Genomic DNA, 20,244 nt, shown 5'->3' on the forward strand with positions numbered 1-20,244 from the left:
CGCGCCGCGACACAGGTCACGTACCCTGCCTGGGGAGTGCGAAGTGCCAAAGGGGGCAGGATGAAGACATCTCGGACAAAGACCGCGCTTGCCGTCCTGCCCACGATCGCGGTCGGTCTCGTGATCGCGCCCGTCGTCGCCTGGAACCAGACCGTGACGGTCGGTACGACGCCTGACCCGACCGCGTACGCCCTCGCGTCGTACGCGGTGGAGGCCGAAGAACCGAGCACCAAGCCTCCCGTCGAGGGTGCGCTCGCGCCTGACGGGACACCCGCCCCCGCGCCCGAGGAGGAGGTCGCGACCGCCGTCGACACGCCGGTGATCCCGACCGAGGACTTCCGCGTCGCCGGCGTGACCTGGGACCGCGGCTCGGTCGACGGTCAGGTCGTCGCCTACGTCCGCACGCGCGAGGACAGCGGCTGGACCGACTGGTACCGGCTGGAGGACACCACCGACGACGGCCCGGACCCCGGGACCCGCGAGGCAGCGAACGCGCGGGCCGGTACGGCGCCGTTGATCGTCGGCAGCTCCGACGCCGTCGAGGTCACGGTCGCCACGCCTGACGGCGTCGTCCCCGACGACGTGCAGGTCGACCTGCTCGACCTCGGGACGACGACGACCAAGCACGTCGAGCCGCTCGCCGCCGCCAGCGCCGCGACACCGATGCCGTCGATCAAGTCACGCGCCGCGTGGGGCGCCGACGAACGCATCCGCGACAAGGCCGCGCCGGACTACGGGAAGGTGCAGGGCGCCGTGGTCCACCACACGGCCGGCTCCAACTCGTACTCGAAGGCCGAGGTCCCCTCGGTGATCCGGGCGATCTACGCGTACCACGTGAAGGCGCTCAAGTGGCGCGACATCGGCTACAACGTCGTCGTCGACAAGTGGGGGCAGGCCTGGGAGGGGCGCTGGGGCGGTCTCACCCGCAACGTCGTCGGCGCCCACGCCCTCAACAACAACTCGACGACCTTCGGGATCTCGGTGCTCGGCAACTTCGAGTCGGCCGCGGCGTCGTCCGCCGTGGTCGAGACCGTCTCGCGCGTCATCGCCTGGAATTTCTCGCTCAACCACGTCGTCCCCACCGGCACCCGGACCTTCACCACGAACACCGGCAAGAAGGTCACCCGGACCAAGATCGTCGGGCACCGCGACGTCGGTCAGACCGCCTGCCCGGGACGGAACCTGTACGCCAAGATGCCGACGATCCGCACCCGCGTCGGCTCGCTCATGAAGAACGCCGGCATCACGCCCTCGATCGCCGTGTCAGCCGCGCCGCTGGCGTACACCGTCGGTGGCGACCGCGTCGACGCTGCCATCACCGTCACCGCCGCAGGACGCGTGCCGACGGGTACGGTCCAGGTCGTCGACACCGACCGCGGCGACGTGCTCGGCGAGGCCGCGCTGGACGCCGCCGGGAAGGCGTCGATCAAGCTCCCGAAGCTCATGTACGCCGGCACGCGCCGGCTCGCGGTCCTCTACAGCGGCGACGTCGCCGTCGCTTGGCGCCAGGGGGCGCCGTTCTCGGTGGCGGTCACGAAGGCCAGGACCTCCACCGTCGCCACGTACGACGCCACGTCCGTCACCTCCGGAGACCAGGTGACCGCGCGTGTGACGGTCGCAGGCGCGAACGTCGTCCCGCGCGGCACCGTCAGCATCCTGTCCGGCGCGACGCTGCTCGGCCGCGCCACGGTCTCGCAGGTCGGTGACCAGTCGGCTGCCGCGACCGTCCGGCTCCGGCGCGACCTGGCCGGCAAGACGCACAGCCTCGTCGCCCGCTACGACGGGCACTACGCGATCGCCAGCTCGTCCGCACCGGGCGCCAGGCTCGTCGTCGCGAAGGCGGCCAGCGCCCTCTCGGCCGGCTTCGTCGCCCCGCCGCGATGGCGCGACTGGCCGGTCCTGCGGGTCCGTGCCACCGCCCCCGGCCAGGCCCCGACCGGCACCGTCGTCGTCCGGGAGAACGGCGTGGTCGTCGGCTCTCGTGCGTTGTCGCGTGGCTACGCCGACGTCCGCCTGACCCAGAACCGCAGCAAGCGCCGTACGCTCACGATCTCCTACGCCGGCTCGGCCAACCTGCGGCCCGCCGCGACGATCTCGCGGTCGTCCCGGATCTACCGGGCGAAGCTGCGGGTCACCCGCAAGCTGAGCGCGAAGAAGGTCAAGCGGGGCAAGAAGGTGTGGCTCCGCGTGCGCGCGACGGCGCCCGGCTACAGCCGCATCACCGGGACGGTCTCGGTGTACCGGGGCAGCCGCATGATCCGCTCGGCCCAGCTGACGAAGAAGCTCAGCGGCCGCGTCTCGATCCGGATCCCGACCGGCACGAAGGGCACCCGCAAGCTCCGCGTACGGATCAGCCCGCGTGGATACGTCTACCCGTACCGCTCGAAGACGCTGACGCTCAAGGTGCGTTGACGGCGACGCCGACGGAGAGGGCAGCGAAGAACTTCGGCGCACCCTCCTCGTAGAAGACGTCGACCTCGGCGATCTCGAACCCTGCGCCGGCGATGCTGTCGACGATCTCGCGGGTGAGGTGGCATCCGCCGGCGACCCGCTTCTGGACCGGTTCCAGCCGGCGTTGCCAGCGGCGTACGGACTCGTCCGGGGCGAGACCGTGCTCGGCGAAGTGGAGCGTGCCGCCCGGACGCAGCACCCGCCGGAGCTCGGCGAGCGCGGCGTCGAGGTCGGGAATCGTGCACATCGTCCAGGTGCTCAGCGCGGCGTCCACCGAGTCGTCCTCCAGCGGCAACGACTCACCGACGAGGCCGACACGCCGGATCGGGACCGTCGACGCCTCCATCCGGGGCCTCGCCATCCGCCAGGCCAGGTCGGCCGGTTCGACGGCGGCGACCGAGCGGACCGCCGGCGGGTAGAAGCGGGTGTTGAGGCCGCTGCCGAACCCGATCTCGACGACGTCGCCCGACAGCCCCGCGCACGCGCGCTCGCGGGTGGCGTCGGTCTGCCGCGCGCCGCAGACCACGTCGACGATGCGCGGGACCACGTGCTCGCCGTACCAGCCCATGGGTGCCTCCTCCGGCCCCATTCTCGTCCTCACCCTGTCCGTGTCCAGGGGTAGATTGTCGCCCGTGCCCAGTCATGACGAGCCACTCTCTGACCAGTCGAGCCCTGAGCAGCCGCGCTCAGACGACTCCATCGAGAGCCCACCCGACGAGGCCGCTGCCCGCGGACGGCACGCCGAGCTGAGCGAGGTCATCGAGCAGGCCCGCACCCGCTACTTCGTCGACGACACCCCGACGATCTCCGACGCCGAGTACGACCGCCACATGGTCGAGCTGCGCGAGCTCGAGGACGCGTTCCCCCAGCTGCGCACCCCCGACTCGCCGACGCAGACCGTCGGCGGCACCGTCTCCGAGGCGTTCTCGGCCGTGCGTCATCGCCGCCGCATGGAGAGCCTCGACAACTGTTTCTCGTTCGACGAGCTCGCCGCGTGGGGGGCGCGCGTCGAGAAGGAGGCCGGCGCCGAGTCCGACTTCCTGGTCGAGCTCAAGGTCGACGGACTGGCGATCAACCTCACGTACGAGGCGGGGCGCCTGGTGCGTGCCGCGACGCGCGGTGACGGCACGGTCGGCGAGGACGTCACCGCCAACGTCCGCACCATCGAGGGCATCCCGCACCGGCTGACACCGTCCGACCAGTTCCCGACGCCGGCGCTGCTCGAGGTCCGGGGCGAGATCTACTTCCCGACGAAGGCGTTCGAGGAGTTCAACGCCGCCTGGAGCGAGGCCGGCAACACCCCGCTCTCCAACCCGCGCAACGCCGCGGCCGGGTCGCTGCGCCAGAAGGACCCGCGGGTCACGGCGAGCCGCCCGCTGCGGATGGTCTGCCACGGCATCGGTGACCGCGAGGGCTACGTCCCGGAGCGGCAGTCCGAAGCCTACGAAGCCCTCAAGGCCTGGGGTCTGCCGACCAGCGACCGTGTCCGGGTGCTGCCCACGATGGGCAAGGTCGAGGAGTTCATCACCTACTACGGCGAGCACCGTCACGACGTCGAGCACGACATCGACGGCATCGTCGTCAAGGTCGACCAGATCTCGCTCCAGCGGGCGCTCGGGTCGACCTCGCGCGCGCCGCGCTGGGCGATCGCCTTCAAGTACCCGCCCGAGGAGGTCAACACGGTCCTCCTCGACATCCGGGTCAACGTGGGCCGCACGGGCCGGGTCACCCCGTACGGCGTCATGCAGCCGGTCCTCGTCTCCGGCTCCACCGTGGAGATGGCCACCCTGCACAACGCGTCGGAGGTCGCCCGCAAGAACGTCCGCCCCGGTGACACCGTGGTCCTCCGCAAGGCGGGAGACGTCATCCCGGAGATCGTCGGGCCGGTGCTCGCGCTGCGCCCCGACGACGCCGAGGCGTGGGTCATGCCGACGCAGTGCCCGTCGTGCGGCACCACGCTCGCGCCGTCCAAGGAGGGCGACGCCGACCTCCGCTGCCCCAACACGCGCTCGTGCCCGGCACAGCTGCGCGAGCGCCTCTTCCACGTCGGGAGCCGAGGTGCGCTCGACATCGAGGTCCTCGGCTACGAAGCCGCCAGCGCGCTGCTCGACGCGGAGGTCCTCGCCGACGAGGGGGGCCTGTTCGCGCTCGGCGACGACGACCTGCTCCAGGTCCCGCTGTTCACCCGCGCCGCCAAGAAGGCCGAGAAGGAGGCCGGTGCCGGAGATCGCGTGATCTCCGCGAACGGCCGTCGCTTCCTCGACAACCTCGGCAAGGCCAAGGAGCAGCCGCTGTGGCGCGTGCTCGTCGCGCTGTCGATCCGGCACGTCGGACCGACGGCCGCGCGTGCGCTGGCCTCCGAGCTCGGGAGCGTCGAGGCGATCCGTGCTGCCGACCTCGAGTCGCTGGCCGCGGTGGAGGGCGTCGGCCCCACGATCGCGGCGTCGGTGGTCGAGTGGTTCGCGGTCGACTGGCACCGTGACATCGTCGAGCAGTGGGCCGCATCCGGGGTCCGGATGGCTGACGAGCGCGACGAGTCGATCGAGCGGACGCTCGAGGGCCTCACCCTCGTCGTCACGGGGTCGTTGCAGGGCTTCACCCGCGACGAGGCCCGAGAGGCGATCCTCGCCCGAGGCGGCAAGGCCTCGGGGTCGGTCTCCAAGAAGACGAGCTATGTCGTGGTCGGCGAGGCAGCCGGCTCGAAGGCCGCCAAGGCAGAGGAGCTCGGCGTGCCCGTCCTGGACGAGGACGGGTTTGCCGAGCTCCTGCGCGACGGACCACCCGCCGGCGCTGACGAGCCGGGCGCCGACGAGTAGGCCTGGTCGAGCAGCGGCGTCACGGCCTGCGGCGCCCCTGCTCGACCAGGCGGACGGATCAGCGCTTGACGACCTTCACGACGACCGTGCGCTTCGATGCCTTGAGCGTCTTGCTCCCGGAGTACACGACGCGGAGCTTGTGCTTGCCCGCCTTCAGCGCCTTCTTGCGCACCGTCAGGGTCGCGCGGCCGTCGCGGAGCACCTTGGTGCCGAGGAGCCGCTTCCCCTTGTAGACCCGCACCGTGCCGGTGGCGCCGGCCGACGGGCGTACGCGCACCTTGACCTTGCCTGCCTTGCCCCAGACGACCTTCTTCGCGGAGGCGTTGATCGCCGACGCCTTCAGGGTCGCCTTGACGGCCGGGGCCGGGGCCGGAGCAGGCGCAGGCGCCGGTGCTGGGCTGGCGGCTCCCGAGATCGGTCCGACCATGAGGTCGAGCGTGTTGCCCTCACCACCCATGAGCGTGTTGAGCGCCCAGCTGCTGAGCGGGATCCAGAGGAACGTCGGGCACCCGCTGATCTTGGGGATCGTGAAGGTGGCCTTCATCGGAAGGGCCTCGGTCAGACTGAAAGGCTTGGTGCTGGTCAGCGTCGTCGTGATGACGTCGGTCTTGCAGTCCGGGCCGCCGAGGTTGAGCTTGTCGGCAAGCGGCAGGTCGCTGCGCACCTCGGGCAGGGCGATCCGGAAGCTGGTCTCCGCCGTGACGATGCCGCCCTCGATCGTCCGTGCCTTGGTCTTGCCGACGGGCTCGAGGACCACGGTCGACGTGGTGTCGCCGAGCACGGGGATGTTGAGGGCGCGGACCTTCGCCGTGATCGGCGGGATGAGCATGTCGCCCTCGATCAAGGGGTCGCGCAGGAGATCGAGGTCGCCGACGAGCTTCGCGCCGGCGGGCATGGTGAGGACGGCGCCCCCGGCGAGGGGGTTGGCGAGCGACGTCGTGCCTGTGATCGGCAGGACGACCTGGGTGCCGGCGCTCGCGGCGGAGGCGCCGCCGAGTCCGGTGGTCACGAGTGCGGCGGCCGCGAGGGCGGCGACGACTGGTCTGCGCATCGGGGTTCCCTCCCAAGAACGAGTGCGAACGCGAGGTTACTGCCGGGTTGCACGAGTTGTCACCGGGTTGACACGAGCCCGGTGACATGCAGCGGACCGCCGTGGTCCACCATGAAGCCCCCTGATCCGGAGTACGCCCATGCCTGACACCGACCTCACACCTCGCCGATCGAGGCTGGTCATCACCCTGGCCGTCGCAGTCGCGACGGTCGTCGCCCTGACGGCGGCCGTGGTCGGCTCCGTGCTCGTCGGCGCAGCAGCCAGCTGGGTGCGCGATCCGGCAGGCGACGGCGTGAACGTGGATGCGCCGATGTCGTACGACAGCGTCACCACCCTGTGGAACTCCCTCCAGGAGGATCCGTGGTGGTGCTACGAGCCGGTGGCCACGGAGGTCGTCCGCTGCCACTGGCTCGTCCCCGGTGATGTGCCGGAGCGGGCGACGCTCCGCATCGACATGGCCGACGGTGGAGAGCGCGTGGCGCGGGTGACGCTCGACGCTGGCGAGGCGCCGGCCGATGTCCGTGAGGCCGCCGCCCGCCAGGTCGGGAACGCGCTGCTCGACAACCAGGGCGACACGGTCGCGGCGGCAGTCGTCGCTGGGCGCTCGCTCGGCGTGGCGGAGCTCGGGGTGCCCGTGCACATCGAGCCGACCGAGGATGGCTTCGAGCTGCGAGACCCGGCGTACGAGGGCCTGCACCACGACGCACCTGCGCCGCCCTCGGCGGCGAAGGTCACCGAGACCCTGCGGGAGCGCGAGTTCGCGTGCGACCCCGACGGGGCGGACTGCCGCAAGAGCGACGGCTATGTCGAGTTCCGCGTCGTCACCGACGGTGAAGGTGCCTCTGCGCGCTGGACCGTACAGGCCCGCGAGCGCGACGGGTTCGGGAACGACCCCAGCGAGCTCACGACCGAGCTCAGCGGCATCCTCCTCGTCCTCGGGTTGGTGGACGACGAGGGGTTCTCGTTCGTCGAGAGCGCCGAGGACGGCGAGGTCGGCGACCTCGCTGGCGTACGCCTCGAGGTCGGTCTCGACCCGGGCACCGCCGAGGTGCTCCCGGTCGCCTCGGTGACGGCGATCCCGCTCCGCTGAGGGGTCCGCCGGGGCGTGAACCACCGTCCTCCATAATGAAGCGCCACGCTTCCCCGGAGGACCTGATGTCGCACCCGCACGGCCCGCAGCCGCCCGTCCCGCCGCAGGGACCTCCGCCCGGACAGGGACCGTACGGGCCGCCGCCCGGACAAGGGCCGTACGGCGGGCCGCCGCAGGGGCCTCCTCCGGGTTGGGCACCCCCGCCGCAGCAGGGACCGCCGCCGGGTTGGGCGCCTCCGACGCAGCAGGGGCCTCCTCCGGGTTGGGCGCCTCCGCCGCAGCAGGGACCGCCTCCGCCGGGATGGGCACCGCAGCAGAACGGCCCGCAGTCGAACCCCGCGTACGGCCCGACCGGCCCGACCGGCCCGACCGGCCCCGGCGGCGGGAACCGCGGCCGTACCCTCGCGCTGGTGATCGGCGGTGTCGTCGTCGTCCTCGCACTGGTGGTCGCGATGGTCGTCGTCGGGCTGCGGATGACCGGTGACGATGGTGGGAGCGACGAACCCGACGCAGCGGACTCCTCGGAGGCGGCCGACACCCCCGACTCCGACACCCCCGACTCCGACGGCGCCGACGCGGGGCTCACCGCCGACGGAGTCGCCCTCCTGACGAAGTCGCTCGGGGAGCAGGAGAACTGGACCTGCTACAACACCGTGGAGGGCGTCCTTGCGCGGTGCCACTATTTCGTCGCGGGTGAGAGCGCACAGCGTGCGTCCCTGCGCATCGACCTCGCCGACGGCGCTGTCACGCACGTCACCTTCGCCGCCTACCTCGTGGACGATCCCGCGCCCGTGACCGCCGTCGCGGCCGAGGCCGTCGGCGAGACGCTGTTCGACGGAGCAGGTCGCGAGCTCGCCGACGCCGTCGCGGCGGAGGAGGGACTCGGCCCGGACGAGCTCGACGTCGACGCATCGTTCACGTCCTACGGCGACGGCTTCCAGATCCAGCGCACCGACGCGAGCGGGCAACCGCCCGCGCCGCCGTCGCCCGCCGACATCGCGACGATGAAGCCCAAGCTCGCCGCCGCCGGCTACACCTGCACGCCGACCGACGCGACCTCGCTCTCCTGCGAGCTCACGGACGGCCGCGTCACGGTGCGGGTGATCGGGATCGACCACGCGGAGTCGGCGGCCTGGAACGTGGCCGTCACCGGCGCGTCGTACGACGCCCCGCTCGACGAGGCGTCGGTGCGCCAGCGGCTCGGTGCCGAGCTGGTGAAGCTCGGGCTGACCGACGACGCCGGAGCGACGTTCGTCGGTGCGTCCACCGACCGGCAGTTCGGGGACTTCGCCGGGCTCCAGGTCGAGATGACGGTGTACGAGGGTGGTGCCGACGCGCACATCGCGGCGATGGTCACCCAGGTGCGGTGACCGCGGACGCACAGCACCCGGGACCGACGGCCTAGGATGGATCGGTAACCCCACCCACGCTCGAAGGGACTTTCCGTTGTCCGACGGGATCTCGCGTGCCGACGTCGCCCACCTCGCGAACCTCGCACGCATCGACCTCTCCGACGCCGAGCTCGACCGGTTGACGCCTGAGCTCACGGTCATCCTCGAGTCGGTCGCCCAGGTCGCCGCAATCGCGTCCGCCGACGTGCCGCCGACCTCCCACGCCGTGCCGCTCTCCAACGTGTTCCGCGAGGACGTCGTCACGCCCGGGCTCACCCCGGAGCAGGCGCTCGCCGGTGCGCCGGCAGTCGAGCAGCAGCGCTTCGCGGTGCCGCGGATCCTCGGGGAGGACGCATGAGCACGATCCGCCTGAGCGCCGCCGAGATCGCTGAGAAGCTGGCCGCGGGCGAGGTCTCGTCCGCCGAGGTCACGCAGGACCACCTCGACCGGATCGCCGCCGTCGACGGCGACGTCAACGCCTTCCTCGCGCTCGACGGGGAGGGGGCACTCGAGACCGCACGCGACGTCGACGCACGCCGCGCCGCGGGGGAGACCCTCCACCCGCTCGCCGGTGTGCCGATCGCCGTGAAGGACGTCGTCGCGACCGAGGGCATCGTCACCACGGCGGGGTCGCGGATCCTCGAGGGCTGGGTGCCGCCGTACGACGCGTTCCTGACCCGCCGCCTCCGCGCCGCGGGCCTCCCGATCCTCGGCAAGACCAACATGGACGAGTTCGCGATGGGGTCGTCGACGGAGCACTCCGCCTACGGCCCGACCCACAACCCGTGGGACCTCGACCGCATCCCCGGCGGTTCGGGGGGTGGCTCGGCCGCAGCGGTCGGAGCGTACGAGGCTCCGCTCGCGATCGGCACCGACACCGGCGGCTCGATCCGCCAGCCTGCGGCCGTCACCGGCACGGTCGGCGTGAAGCCGACGTACGGCGGGGTGTCCCGCTACGGCCTGATCGCTCTGGCCTCGTCGCTGGACCAGGCCGGTCCCGTCACCCGCTCCGTGCTCGACGCAGCGCTGCTGCACGAGCTGATCGGCGGCCACGACCCGCTCGACTCGACCAGCATCGACGCGCCGGTGCCGCCCGTCGTCGAGGCCGCCCGCCGGGCCGACGTGTCCGGGCTGCGCATCGGCATCGTGCGCGAGCTCGGCGGTGAGGGCTACCAGGCAGGTGTGCGCGCACGCTTCGACGAGGCCGTCACGCTGCTCACCAAGGCCGGCGCCGAGATCGTCGAGGTCTCGTGCCCCAGCTTCGAGTACGCCCTGTCGACGTACTACCTGATCCTGCCGGCCGAGGCGAGCAGCAATCTCGCGAAGTTCGACGCGATGCGCTACGGCCTGCGGGTCGGACCGCACGGCGTCGCCGACCCGAGCGCCGAGCAGGTGATGGCAGCAACGCGTGAGGCGGGCTTCGGCGACGAGGTCAAGCGCCGCATCATCATCGGCACGTACGCCCTGTCGAGCGGCTACTACGACGCCTACTACGGGTCCGCGCAGAAGGTCCGGACGCTCATCGCCCAGGACTTCGCCCGGGCGTTCGAGCAGGTCGACGTGCTGATCTCCCCGACGTCGCCGACCACGGCGTTCCGGCTGGGCAGCAAGCTCGACGACCCGATGTCGATGTACCTCCAGGACGTCGCGACCATCCCCGCGAACCTCGCCGGTATCCCCGGCCTGTCGCTCCCGGTCGGCGTGGCCGAGGAGGACGGGCTCCCTGTCGGGCTCCAGGTGCTGGCTCCCGCGATGGCCGACGACCGCCTCTACAACGTGGGCGCCGCGCTGGAGCGCCTGCTGCTCGAGCAGTGGGGCGCGCCCCTGCTGTCGAAGGCGCCCGAGCTTGCCACGAAGGAGGCAACCAAGTGACCGCCACGCGCACCGAGCTGGTCCCGTTCGACGCGGCGCTCGAGACGTACGACCCGGCGATGGGCCTCGAGGTCCACGTCGAGCTCAACACGGCGTCCAAGATGTTCTGCGGCTGCTCCACGGTCTTCGGCGCCGAGCCCAACACGCAGGTGTGCCCCACGTGCCTCGGCCTGCCGGGCGCGCTGCCGGTCGTCAACGGCAAGGCCGTCGAGTCGGCGATCCGCATCGGCCTGGCACTCAACTGCTCGATCGCGCCGTGGTCGCGGTTCGCCCGGAAGAACTACTTCTACCCGGACATGCCGAAGAACTTCCAGACGTCGCAGTACGACGAGCCGATCGCGTACGACGGCTGGACCGAGGTGACCGTCGAGACCGACGAGGGCCCGCGGGTCTTCCGGATCGACATCGAGCGCGCCCACATGGAGGAGGACACCGGCAAGTCGCTGCACGTCGGCGGCTCGACCGGACGCATCCACGGGGCCGACCACTCGCTGGTCGACTACAACCGTGCGGGCATCCCGCTGATCGAGGTCGTCACCAAGCCGATCCTCGGCGCCGGCAAGTACGCCCCGTTGGTGGCCCGCGCGTACGTCGCGTCGTTGCGCGAGCTCGTCAAGGCGCTCGACGTCTCCGACGCCCGCATGGAGCAGGGCTCGATGCGCTGCGACGTCAACCTGTCCCTCGCCCCGTCCGGCAGCGACGTCCTCGGCACCCGGTCGGAGACCAAGAACGTCAACTCGCTGCGTTCGGTCGAGCGGGCGGTGCGCTACGAGGTCGAGCGTCACGCCGGCATCCTGGACGCAGGCCAGAAGGTCGTCCAGGAGACGCGTCACTGGCACGAGGACACCGGCGTCACGACGTCGGGTCGCGAGAAGTCGGACGCCGAGGACTACCGCTACTTCCCCGAGCCTGACCTCGTTCCGGTCGCGCCTTCGGACGCGTGGGTCGAGGAGCTGCGTGCCACCCTTCCCGAGCCGCCGGCCGAGCGCCGCGCGCGCCTGCAGGCGGAGTGGGGCTACTCCGACCTGGAGATGCGCGACGTCGTCGGTGCGGGCGCGATCGACCTGATCGAGGCCACGATCTCCGCCGGCGCGACGCCGACCGCCGCGCGCAAGTGGTGGCTCGGCGATCTCGCCCGTCGCGCGAACGACACCGCGACGCCGATCGACGAGCTCGGCGTCACGCCGACGCAGGTCGCCGAGGTGCAGGCGCTGGTCGACGCGAAGCGGATCAACGACAAGCTCGCCCGCCAGGTCTTCGACGGCCTCGTTGCGGGTGAGGGCACGCCGGAGGAGATCGTGGCCGCGCGCGGGCTCGAGGTGGTCTCCGACGACGGTGCGCTCGCTGCGGCCGTCGACCGGGCCATCGAGGCCAACCCGGACGTCGCCGACAAGATCCGCGACGGCAAGGTGGCCGCCGCCGGTGCTCTGATCGGCGCGGTGATGAAGGACATGCGGGGGCAGGCCGATGCAGGCCGCGTCCGAGAGCTGATCATCGAGAAGCTCTCCTGAGCCCTTCCCCGGGTCACGGTCCGGTGCCGCTGGGTCACTGATTGGCGTTCCCGGGTCATTCACAGTGACCCGGGGACGCTGGAAGTGATCCCGCGAGGTTTAGACGATCGAGATGCCGATCGCGATCCCGCCGACGACGGCCAGCACCGCGACGACCGCGGTCAGCGCGCTCGTCATGGTCACGCTCGCGGCCCGTACGGCAGGAGTACGGCGCCCGAGCACGTTCACGCTGCCTGGTAGGCGCGACTTCCACTGCTGACGGGATCGCACTGACGGGTCGACGTCATACCCGCACTGTTGTGCGATCGCCATCAGCTGATCGTCGCGCCACACGTCGGTGTCGACACGGAGCACGCGGCGGTTGTCAGCGTCGACGATGATGAGCACCGGCGGCCCGCGCCTCCCGAACGAGCCGACGAGACCGCGTGTCTGCGCGACCTCGGCGACGACCCGCCACCCGGTGAACCGCGTGTACTGGAGCCGGCCGTCGACCACCTCGATCCGCGTTGTCCGGATCGTCAGGGCGGCGAGGGCGAGCGTGAACGCCCACACCGCGGCGACGCCGCCGAGCACGCTTACCAGCCCTTCCGACGCCGAGAACGGATCCAGTGCCCTCAGTGCGGCGACCAGCGCGATGGCGAACATCCGGCCATGGGCCCGGTTCCAGCATGTGCGGGCATCAGCCCGGAGGAGGAGCCGCTCCGGTCCGGATGGGTCGTGAGGCGGGTCCGACGGATCATCATGCACGGGCGAGATGATATAGAGTTCGGCCCAGCGGTCGCACCTGGGGCGCGCGTCCGCGGCCTTGCGACGAGGTAGCCTGCCTCAGTCGAGCAGTGCGAGCAGCTCGGCGTGGACCTCGTCCGGGTGCTCCAGCGCGACGAAGTGCGACGCGTTCAGCCGGACGTACCGTGCTCCCGGGATCCTCTCGGCGGCGCTGCGCATCTGCCGTGCGCCGGCGAGCACGTCCCACCGTCCGGCGACGAACGTCACGGGTTGGGTCACTCGCGACAGGCTCACGCGCTCGTGGCGGGACGCGTGGACAGCGAGGTGCATGTACCAGCGCCAGTCGACGTCGAGGAACGCCTGCACCGTCGCGGCCGCGGCAGTGCGGTCCGCGCGCGGGAGCATGAGGCCGCTGTGGCGGATGACGTCGGCCAGGTACGGCAGGTGGCGAAGGCGCTGGACCACCGGGGTGAGGACGGGGCCGGCGATCCCCACCGAGCGTGCGGCGGACACCGTCGCCGTACGCGCGATCGGCCCCGGAACGCGGGCCGGTCCGAGCATCGTCGCGAACGTGTCTCCAGGGACGCCCGCGACGGCGAGCACGGCGTCGACCTTCTCGGGTGAGCGTACGGCGAGCTCGAACGCGAGATTGACTCCGAGGGACCACCCGACGAGCGTCGCGCGGTCCAGCCCGGCCGCCTGCATGACCGCGTGCGCGTCCTCGAGGTGTGCGTCGACGTCGACACGCCGCGGATCGCCCGGACGCGCAGACCCGCCGATGCCGCGGTGGAACCACGAGACGACCCGCGCGCCGCAGTCGGGACGCAGCAGGGCGGGCCACGCGTACGGGCTGGTGCCGAGGCCGTTGCAGAGGAGCACCGGCGGGCCGTCTGCGTCGTTGGTCCAGGCGCGGATCCGCGTGCCGTCGCTGCTGATCACGTCGAAGTAGCGCACGACGGGACGTGAGGAGGTGGAGGACTTCACTGTGACATTGTCGCTGGCACAGTGAAGGTGTCAACGACGGCCCCTCATCTCGGCGTGCGATGCGGGCCCTAGGCTTCCCGTCATGACCGTGGTCCTCGCTCCCTTCGCCGCCGACGAGCTCACCCCGCCCGACGGGCTCACCGTGGTGCGGTTCTCCGGATCTGCTGAGGACCTGCCACCGGACGAGGTGCTGGAGCAGGTCGAGCTCTGGGTGCTGCCGTACTCGCTGGCGTTCCCGCTCGGCGAGCTCGCGGCACGGATGCCGAGGCTGCGGGTGATCCAGGCGCAGTCCGCCGGCACCGACGGCATCGTCGCGCAGGTGCCCGACGGGGTCGTGCTCTGCAACGCGCGCGGGGTTCACGACGCCGCGACCGCCGAGCTGGGTGTCGGGCTCATCATCGCGTCGCTGCGCGGCATCCCGTCCTTCGTCCGAGCGCAGGACGAGGGGCGGTGGGCGGCGTGGCAGTGGTGGCCCGCGTTGGCGGACCGGAGGGTCATGATCCTCGGATACGGCAGCATCGGCGAGGCGCTCGAGCGGCGGCTCGCCGGGTTCGAGACCGAGATCGTCCGGGTCGCGAGCCGTCCGCGCGACGGTGTGCACGGCGTCGCTGAGCTGCCCGACCTGCTGCCGGAGGTCGACGTGGTCGTCGTCCTCACGCCGCTCACCGACGCGACGCGGCACCTGGTCGGCACGGACTTCCTCGCCGCGATGAAGGATCACGCGCTTCTCGTGAACCTCGCCCGCGGGCCGGTCGTCGACACCGCCGCGCTGCTGGTCGAGCTGCAGTCCGGCCGGCTCCGTGCAGCGCTGGACGTCACCGATCCCGAGCCCTTGCCCGACGGTCACCCGCTGTTCAGTGCTCCGAACACGCTGATCACCCCGCACGTCGCAGGCGGCACCTCGGCGATGCGTCCGCGCGTCGTCGCTCTCGTGCGCGACCAGCTGCGCCGCTTCGTCGCCGGTGAGGACCTCGCCAACCGCGTGTCACGCTGACGGTCGCATCGCCCACCGGATCGTCCGGGTCGCCACCGCTCCCGCCGGCCGCAGGGCCACGGTCTCGGCGACCGGGAGCCAGGGCAGCCGTAGTGGCGTTCGCGCCCAGCGGGGGAGCAGCCCGACCGCGGCGCCCGCCAGCGCCGCGTACCCGGGACGGAGCGGCCAGTCGACGGGCGGCGTGAGAAGCAGGAACCGGGCAGTCCTCCGAGCCGCCTCGGTCGAGGCGAGCTCGGGCTGGTACGCCGCGAGCCGGGCGGCGAGACCGGCGGTGTCCGTCGGCGGGTCCTCCGCACCCAGTGCCACGGCCACCTCGGCGGCCTGCGCCACGTAGATGTCGCGCTCGTGCGTGCTCAGCGGTCGCACGCCGTACCGGTCGTGCGCCCGGAGGAAGCTGTCGACCTCGGCGACGTGGACCCAGGTGAGCAGGTGCGGGTCGTCGGCGGCGTACGGGCGCCCGTCCGGCGCCGTGCCGTGGACGCGCCCGTGGATCGCGCGGACGATCCGGACGGCCCGTTCGGCAGTCTCGACCGTCCCGAAGGTCGTCTCGGCGATGAATCCGCTGGTGCGCTGGAGGCGTCCCCACGGATCACCGCGGTAGCCGGAGTGCTGGTCGACCGCCGCCATCGCGAGCGGGTGCAACGACTGCAGGAGCAGCGCGCGGATCCCGCCGACGAACATCGACGCGTCGCCGTGCACCCGCTGGATCGGGTCGTCGGGCCCGAACCTGCGCCGGCCGTCAGCGCCGTGGATGCGTTCGCGGCGTCCAGCACCGTCGTCACCGGCCACGCGCGCGAACAGCACCTCTCCGAGCCGTTCGCGCACCCCCATGGTGCGAGCCTAGACCCGCCCGAGGGAGTTCACGGCAGAGGTGACGGCGGAGGCGAACCGCTCGGCCGCACCGTCGACGTACGGGAGGAACAGCGACGGCTCGGTGAGCTCGAGCTCGATGACCTGCGGTGCACCGTCGGGGCCTGCGACGAGGTCGACCCTGGCATAGAGGAGATCCAGCCCACCGCCCAGCGCCTCGCCTGCAGCCCGCAGCGCCCGGCGGGCGACGTCGACCTGAGCGTCGGAGGCGGTCGTCGGGGTGATCTTCTCGCGGGAGTCGCGGTCGTCCCGGATGCCCTCGCCCGGCGCGAGCATCGCTCCCTTGACGACAGCGTGGGACAGCTCGCCACCCACGAACAGCACCGCCGTCTCGCCGTGGGCGTCGACCGAGTCGACGTACGGCTGCAGCATCGCTGTCCGCCCGCTCTCGACCAGCGCCCGGCTGTGCGTGAGCGCGTCGTCGGTGTCGGTCCACCGCGCGGTGTCGCGCGATCCCGCGGAGACCGCCGGCTTCACGACCCACTCGGTCGCGTCGGCATCTACGCCCCAGGCCTCGGCGTGCTTCGCGAGCGTGTCCTGGTCGGTGACGTCCCAGGCGGTCGGGATGACCGGGCAGCCGAGGCGGGCGAGATCACGGAGGTAGGTCTTGTGGGTGTTCCAGGCGATGACGTCCGACCGGTTGCGCAGGCGCGGGACGCGGCGGGTCCACGCGAGGAACTCGTCGTGGTGGTCGGTGTAGTCCCAGGTCGTGCGGATGACCGTGAGCGCGAAGTCGTGCCAGTCCACGGCGTCGTCGTCCCACACCTCGACGGTGACGTCGTGCCCGAGGTTGCCCACTGCGCGGCGCAGGAGGTCGAGCTCGGAGTCGTCCACGTACGAGGCGGAGCTGGCGAGGGCGATTCGGGCCACGGGGTTCCCTTCGGTGGACGACGGCCGCTTCGACCGTACGCGACGCCGGATCACCCCTCGTCCGCGGCTCCACGCTCGCGGACGTCGGCCGCGACCGCGGACTCGTTCGCGAAGTAGGCGAGGCCCCAGTCGGCGACGGTCGCGGGCGAGCGCAGGCGGGGGTCGTCGCCGAGCATCTCGCGTACGGCGCGGAGGTCGGCGGTGCGTTGCTCGAGCTGCGCGATGTAGGTGTCGAGCCACCGCTGGACGTGCTCGGGGCCGACCATGTGGGCGAACATCAGTCGCAGCGCGACCGGGTGCTTCAGCACGGGGAACGCCGGCTCGGACGTCTCGAGCCAGGCCAGCAGCGCCGTACGCCCGGAGTCGCTGAGGGCGTAGCGCCGGGTGTTGCGTCGGCCGTTGGGTGCGTCCGTGGTGTCGACGAGGCCGAGGCGGGCGAGTCGGGCGAGCTCCGTGTAGACCTGGCTGGTCGCGGGGGAGACCCAGTAGTAGCGCATGGTGAGGTCGCAGCGCTGCTTCAGCTCGTAGCCGGTGAGGCCTTCCGGGGCGTCGGCCGGGTCGAGCGCGAGGAGGCCGAGAAGCGCGTACGAGGTCGTTGACAGGTCCGCCGTCATGTCCCTAGCGTAGCCAGTATTCCAGTTAGGAAGATTCCGCTTCAGGGATTATCGGATCGGGGAACGCCATGGACGCGATGCTGCTCATCGGGACGCGCAAGGGCCTGTGGATCGGCCGCTCGACCGACCGCACGTCGTGGAAGCTCACCGGTCCGATCTTTCCGATGACGGCCGTCTACTCGGCCTGCATCGACACGCGTGGGTCCTCGCCCCGGCTTCTCGTCGGCACCATGAGCGAGCACTGGGGTCCGCAGGTGAGCTGGTCCGACGACCTCGGCGAGACGTGGTCGGAGAAGCAGGGCGGTGGCATCCGCTTCCCGGAGGACGCCGGCGCCGCGGTCGAGCAGGTGTGGCAGCTGACCCCGGGGTCACGTCCCGACGAGGTGTGGGCAGGGACGCAGCCGTCGGCGCTGTTCCGCTCCACCGACCGCGGCGAGACCTTCGAGCTCGTCCGCCCGCTGTGGGACCACCCCCACCGCCCGAACTGGGACGCGGGCTACGGCGGTCAGGCGATCCACACGATCGTGCCGCACCCCACGGACCTCGAGCGCGTGACCGTCGCGATGTCGACCGGTGGCGTCTATCGCACCGAGGACGGCGGTGCCAGCTGGGCGCCGCACAACGTCGGCATCAAGGCGTACTTCTTCCCCGATCCGTGGCCCGAGTACGGCCAGTGCGTCCACAAGGTCGCGGCACACCCGGACCGGCCCGAGCAGATGTACGCCCAGAACCACCACGGCGTCTACCGGTCCGACGACGGCGGAGACAGCTGGACGTCGATCGCCGACGGGCTGCCGAGCGACTTCGGCTTCCCGATCGTCGTGCACCCCGCGAACCCGGACACGGTGTACGTGTTCCCGCTGGTCGCGGACTCCGACCGGATGCCCCCGGGTGCCCAGCCGCGGGTCTGGCGCTCCGACGACGCCGGACGGACCTGGCGCGACCTCGGCAAGGGTCTGCCCGACCCGTACTACGCCGCCGTCATGCGGGACGCGTTCCGCGCCGACGACGCCACGGCGTACGGGCAGCCCGCAGGGCTCTACCTCGGCGGCCGCGACGGCAGCGTCTTCGCGAGCGCGGACGAGGGGGAGACGTGGGACGAGGTGGCGACGCACCTCCCGGACGTCATGTGCGTCCGGGCTGCCATGGTGGGCTGACGTACATCAAGGCTCAATGCTTGACTTCTCGTACTCAGTGATGCAGCCTTGATTACAGGGAATCAGCCCTGAGGCCTTGATCGGGGGCGACGTCATGTACGTGATGACGCTCGACCAGCGACGCAGCCGCAGCGAGCCGGACGCCGTGCCGGAGCTGCTCACCGCCTTCGCCGCGCTCGTCGAGCCCGTCCGCGCGTTCGAGCGCACGGCCGGCGACGAGGTGCAGGGCCTGCTCGACGATCCCGAGCAGGTCACCGAGCTCACGGCGTACGCGCTGCGCGACGGCCGCTGGTGGATCGGGATCGGAGCCGGTGTCGTCGACGGGCCGCTGCCCGAGACGACCCGTGCCGGGCGCGGCGCCGCGTACGTCCACGCCCGAGAAGCCGTCGAGCGCGCGAAGGCCGAGCCCCAGCCCGTCTGCGTCCGAGCCGACGAGCGGCAGTCGGCCGACGACGCGGAGGCTGCGCTGTGGCTCTTGTCGAGCCTGCTGGCCCGCCGGACGGACGCCGGCTGGGAGGCCGTCGACGCGATGGCGAGCGGCGGCACCCAGCGCGCGGCGGCTGCCGACCTCAAGATCACCGCGCAGGCGATCAGCGGCCGGCTCGCCGTCGCAGGATGGACGGAGGAGCGTCGAGGTCGTACGCTCGCGGCGCACCTGCTGGCCGCCTGCGATCCCGAGCAGAAGGCCATCCCGAGCTGAAGGCGTGGAGATGACGACGTACGTCCTGGTGATCGCGGCCGCGTGCCTCGCCCTCGTCGGATCCGCGTTCGCGCGCAGCGACATCGCTCAGCGCATCGTCGGCGCGATCCTCGCAGTCGCTCTCGCGTTCTGCGTCGTCGCGACGATCTTCGAGGATCCGGTGACCGGGATGCAGCACGACGTCCTCGTCCTCTTCGCGCTCGTGCTCGCCGTCGCCGGCGGCGGCATCGTCACGAGCGCGGCGTTCGAGACGATCGACTCGTCCCGCACCGAGGACACCTACGGCCGTACGGTGACCGCTGCTGCCGCGGTCCTGCGCGGAGGCGCGTGGGTCGGGGCGCTCGAGCGGCTCGCGGTGTTCGGGGCACTCGCCGCACGCTGGCCCGAGGGAGTTGCCATCGTCCTCGCGGTCAAGGGGCTCGGTCGCTACCCGGAGCTCAAGATCCAGGGCAGCTCCGGCGCCGCCGAGCGCTTCATCATCGGCACGATGATCAGCGTCATCTGGGCCGTGGCGTGCGTCTACGTGGTGTTCGCCCCGTACATCGTCCCTGCGCGCTGAGTGGTGCGACGAGGCCGGGGCCTGCTCGGGCTGGCAGGTCCGGCGCCCCACGTACAGGCGCCGGACCCGTCCGTCACGCTGCGCCGAGCGAGCGCCAGTAGGCGTTCAGGGCGCCGTTGGTCTTGACGAACCACACGATGGGGCCGACCAGGATGATGCTTCCCGGGAAGTACCACAGGCCCGTCGCGCCGCCGACCGGCTTGCGCTGGCCGCGACGCTCGTACAGGCCGCCGACCTCGCTCGACGTGATGTAGGCCAGCACGAACGGCACGAAGATCGCGAGCAGGAGGGCGACGCCGCCGTCGACCCCGGTGCCGCTGTGGCGCTTGAGCTCGCTGTGGGTCTTGTACCACCACACCCAGGTGTAGATGCCGAACGTCACGACCGTCAGCAGGATGCAGACGCCGGTGGAGCGGATAGAGCCGGTCGGGCCGGTCGGGGCGAACTGGGTCGGGGCGGTCTGGCCGAACTGGGTCTGGGCGGCCGGGAAGCCGGCGGGGACGGCGCCCGCGGAGACGCCTCCGGCGGCGGTCGGGGGAGCGGGCGGGTACGCGTTCTGGGCAGGCTGGTCGTTCACTGTCGTCCTTC

19 protein-coding genes are annotated in these 20,244 nt (G+C 71.7%); 11 read left to right on the forward strand and 8 right to left on the reverse strand.

The genetic code is table 11. From position 1 onward, the window contains the following. The first annotated feature begins 60 nt into the window (after positions 1-60). Positions 61-2,412, forward strand: coding sequence for an Ig-like domain repeat protein (locus GH747_RS15610; RefSeq protein WP_149770555.1), 2,352 nt, complete (start codon positions 61-63; stop codon positions 2,410-2,412). Here GH747_RS15610 and GH747_RS15615 read toward each other — a convergent pair. Beyond that, positions 2,399-3,019 (reverse strand): class I SAM-dependent methyltransferase, encoded by a 621-nt coding sequence (locus tag GH747_RS15615; protein WP_149770556.1) that lies wholly within the window; start codon positions 3,017-3,019, stop codon positions 2,399-2,401. The two genes, GH747_RS15610 and GH747_RS15615, sit on opposite strands and share 14 nt — an antisense overlap. Before the next feature lie 130 nt (positions 3,020-3,149). Between GH747_RS15615 and ligA the strand changes: the two genes are divergently transcribed. Then, the gene (ligA, locus tag GH747_RS15620) at positions 3,150-5,267 is read left to right on the forward strand and encodes an NAD-dependent DNA ligase LigA (protein WP_228552974.1); all 2,118 of its coding nucleotides are present in this window, start codon (positions 3,150-3,152) and stop codon (positions 5,265-5,267) included. 58 nt (positions 5,268-5,325) lie between these two features. Here the strand turns inward: ligA and GH747_RS15625 are convergent, their stop codons facing one another. Further along, the gene (locus GH747_RS15625) at positions 5,326-6,318 is read right to left on the reverse strand and encodes an Ig-like domain-containing protein (protein ID WP_149770558.1); all 993 of its coding nucleotides are present in this window, start codon (positions 6,316-6,318) and stop codon (positions 5,326-5,328) included. A gap of 139 nt (positions 6,319-6,457) precedes the next feature. Between GH747_RS15625 and GH747_RS15630 the strand changes: the two genes are divergently transcribed. From GH747_RS15630 to gatB, 5 genes are all read left to right on the forward strand, one after another. After that, positions 6,458-7,408: a hypothetical protein gene (locus GH747_RS15630; RefSeq protein ID WP_149770559.1), complete on the forward strand. Its 951-nt coding sequence runs from the start codon at positions 6,458-6,460 to the stop codon at positions 7,406-7,408. A 410-nt stretch (positions 7,409-7,818) separates the two neighbouring features. Further along, positions 7,819-8,778: a hypothetical protein gene (locus GH747_RS15640; RefSeq protein WP_153816631.1), complete on the forward strand. Its 960-nt coding sequence runs from the start codon at positions 7,819-7,821 to the stop codon at positions 8,776-8,778. A 76-nt stretch (positions 8,779-8,854) separates the two neighbouring features. Continuing rightward, positions 8,855-9,157 carry an Asp-tRNA(Asn)/Glu-tRNA(Gln) amidotransferase subunit GatC gene (gene gatC / locus GH747_RS15645; RefSeq protein WP_149770560.1) on the forward strand — a complete coding sequence of 101 codons (303 nt, stop codon included), beginning with the start codon at positions 8,855-8,857 and terminating at the stop codon, positions 9,155-9,157. After that, positions 9,154-10,671 carry an Asp-tRNA(Asn)/Glu-tRNA(Gln) amidotransferase subunit GatA gene (gene gatA / locus GH747_RS15650; RefSeq protein WP_149770561.1) on the forward strand — a complete coding sequence of 506 codons (1,518 nt, stop codon included), beginning with the start codon at positions 9,154-9,156 and terminating at the stop codon, positions 10,669-10,671. Before gatC ends, gatA begins: the two co-directional genes overlap by 4 nt. Then, positions 10,668-12,182: an Asp-tRNA(Asn)/Glu-tRNA(Gln) amidotransferase subunit GatB gene (gene gatB, locus GH747_RS15655; RefSeq protein ID WP_149770562.1), complete on the forward strand. Its 1,515-nt coding sequence runs from the start codon at positions 10,668-10,670 to the stop codon at positions 12,180-12,182. Before gatA ends, gatB begins: the two co-directional genes overlap by 4 nt. Before the next feature lie 99 nt (positions 12,183-12,281). Here the strand turns inward: gatB and GH747_RS15660 are convergent, their stop codons facing one another. Together GH747_RS15660 and GH747_RS15665 are read right to left on the reverse strand one after the other, a co-directional pair. After that, positions 12,282-12,827, reverse strand: coding sequence for a hypothetical protein (locus GH747_RS15660; protein WP_149770563.1), 546 nt, complete (start codon positions 12,825-12,827; stop codon positions 12,282-12,284). 180 nt (positions 12,828-13,007) lie between these two features. After that, a complete protein-coding gene (locus tag GH747_RS15665; RefSeq protein ID WP_149770564.1) occupies positions 13,008-13,892 on the reverse strand; it encodes an alpha/beta fold hydrolase in 885 nt (294 codons plus the stop codon). Positions 13,893-13,974: 82 nt separating this feature from the next. Here GH747_RS15665 and GH747_RS15670 point away from each other — a divergent pair, with 82 nt between their 5' ends. After that, positions 13,975-14,886 carry a 2-hydroxyacid dehydrogenase gene (locus tag GH747_RS15670; protein ID WP_149770565.1) on the forward strand — a complete coding sequence of 304 codons (912 nt, stop codon included), beginning with the start codon at positions 13,975-13,977 and terminating at the stop codon, positions 14,884-14,886. On the opposite strand, the gene GH747_RS15675 is transcribed toward GH747_RS15670, so the two are convergent. From GH747_RS15675 to GH747_RS15685, 3 genes are read right to left on the reverse strand one after another with little or no spacing between them, the layout of a single operon-like run. Next, entirely contained in the window at positions 14,878-15,717 is an 840-nt protein-coding gene (locus GH747_RS15675) for an oxygenase MpaB family protein (RefSeq protein WP_149770566.1), read from the reverse strand. The two genes, GH747_RS15670 and GH747_RS15675, sit on opposite strands and share 9 nt — an antisense overlap. 9 nt (positions 15,718-15,726) lie before the next feature. Beyond that, on the reverse strand, positions 15,727-16,626 hold the full coding sequence (locus tag GH747_RS15680) for an ATP-grasp domain-containing protein (protein WP_149770567.1): 900 nt from the start codon (positions 16,624-16,626) through the stop codon (positions 15,727-15,729). A 50-nt stretch (positions 16,627-16,676) separates the two neighbouring features. Next, complete coding sequence (locus GH747_RS15685; protein ID WP_149770568.1) at positions 16,677-17,240, reverse strand: PadR family transcriptional regulator; 564 nt, start codon at positions 17,238-17,240, stop codon at positions 16,677-16,679. A gap of 68 nt (positions 17,241-17,308) precedes the next feature. Here GH747_RS15685 and GH747_RS15690 point away from each other — a divergent pair, with 68 nt between their 5' ends. From GH747_RS15690 to GH747_RS15700, 3 genes are all read left to right on the forward strand, one after another. Then, entirely contained in the window at positions 17,309-18,397 is a 1,089-nt protein-coding gene (locus GH747_RS15690; RefSeq protein ID WP_149770569.1) for a WD40/YVTN/BNR-like repeat-containing protein, read from the forward strand. Positions 18,398-18,491: 94 nt separating this feature from the next. Further along, entirely contained in the window at positions 18,492-19,097 is a 606-nt protein-coding gene (locus GH747_RS15695; protein ID WP_149770570.1) for a hypothetical protein, read from the forward strand. Positions 19,098-19,107: 10 nt separating this feature from the next. Beyond that, positions 19,108-19,656 carry a hypothetical protein gene (locus GH747_RS15700; protein ID WP_149770571.1) on the forward strand — a complete coding sequence of 183 codons (549 nt, stop codon included), beginning with the start codon at positions 19,108-19,110 and terminating at the stop codon, positions 19,654-19,656. Between the two features lie 73 nt (positions 19,657-19,729). On the opposite strand, the gene GH747_RS15705 is transcribed toward GH747_RS15700, so the two are convergent. Next, complete coding sequence (locus tag GH747_RS15705) at positions 19,730-20,233, reverse strand: DUF4234 domain-containing protein (RefSeq protein WP_205602979.1); 504 nt, start codon at positions 20,231-20,233, stop codon at positions 19,730-19,732. Between the last annotated feature and the right edge of the window lie 11 nt (positions 20,234-20,244).

Origin of the sequence: Mumia xiangluensis (assembly GCF_010994095.1) — a bacterium.
GTDB classification, from domain to species: Bacteria; Actinomycetota; Actinomycetes; order Propionibacteriales; family Nocardioidaceae; genus Mumia; species Mumia xiangluensis.

Bases quoted from the DNA above. Each gene is read 5' to 3' on its own strand.
- GH747_RS15610 (WP_149770555.1), top strand. From the start codon at position 61: ATGAAGACATCTCGGACAAAGACCGCGCTTGCCGTCCTGCCCACGATC.
- GH747_RS15615 (WP_149770556.1), bottom strand. From the start codon at position 3,019: ATGGGCTGGTACGGCGAGCACGTGGTCCCGCGCATCGTCGACGTGGTC.
- GH747_RS15625 (WP_149770558.1), bottom strand. From the start codon at position 6,318: ATGCGCAGACCAGTCGTCGCCGCCCTCGCGGCCGCCGCACTCGTGACC.
- GH747_RS15630 (WP_149770559.1), top strand. From the start codon at position 6,458: ATGCCTGACACCGACCTCACACCTCGCCGATCGAGGCTGGTCATCACC.
- gatA (WP_149770561.1), top strand. From the start codon at position 9,154: ATGAGCACGATCCGCCTGAGCGCCGCCGAGATCGCTGAGAAGCTGGCC.
- GH747_RS15660 (WP_149770563.1), bottom strand. From the start codon at position 12,827: ATGTTCGCCATCGCGCTGGTCGCCGCACTGAGGGCACTGGATCCGTTC.
- GH747_RS15670 (WP_149770565.1), top strand. From the start codon at position 13,975: ATGACCGTGGTCCTCGCTCCCTTCGCCGCCGACGAGCTCACCCCGCCC.
- GH747_RS15675 (WP_149770566.1), bottom strand. From the start codon at position 15,717: ATGGGGGTGCGCGAACGGCTCGGAGAGGTGCTGTTCGCGCGCGTGGCC.
- GH747_RS15685 (WP_149770568.1), bottom strand. From the start codon at position 17,240: ATGACGGCGGACCTGTCAACGACCTCGTACGCGCTTCTCGGCCTCCTC.
- GH747_RS15690 (WP_149770569.1), top strand. From the start codon at position 17,309: ATGGACGCGATGCTGCTCATCGGGACGCGCAAGGGCCTGTGGATCGGC.
- GH747_RS15695 (WP_149770570.1), top strand. From the start codon at position 18,492: ATGTACGTGATGACGCTCGACCAGCGACGCAGCCGCAGCGAGCCGGAC.
- GH747_RS15700 (WP_149770571.1), top strand. From the start codon at position 19,108: ATGACGACGTACGTCCTGGTGATCGCGGCCGCGTGCCTCGCCCTCGTC.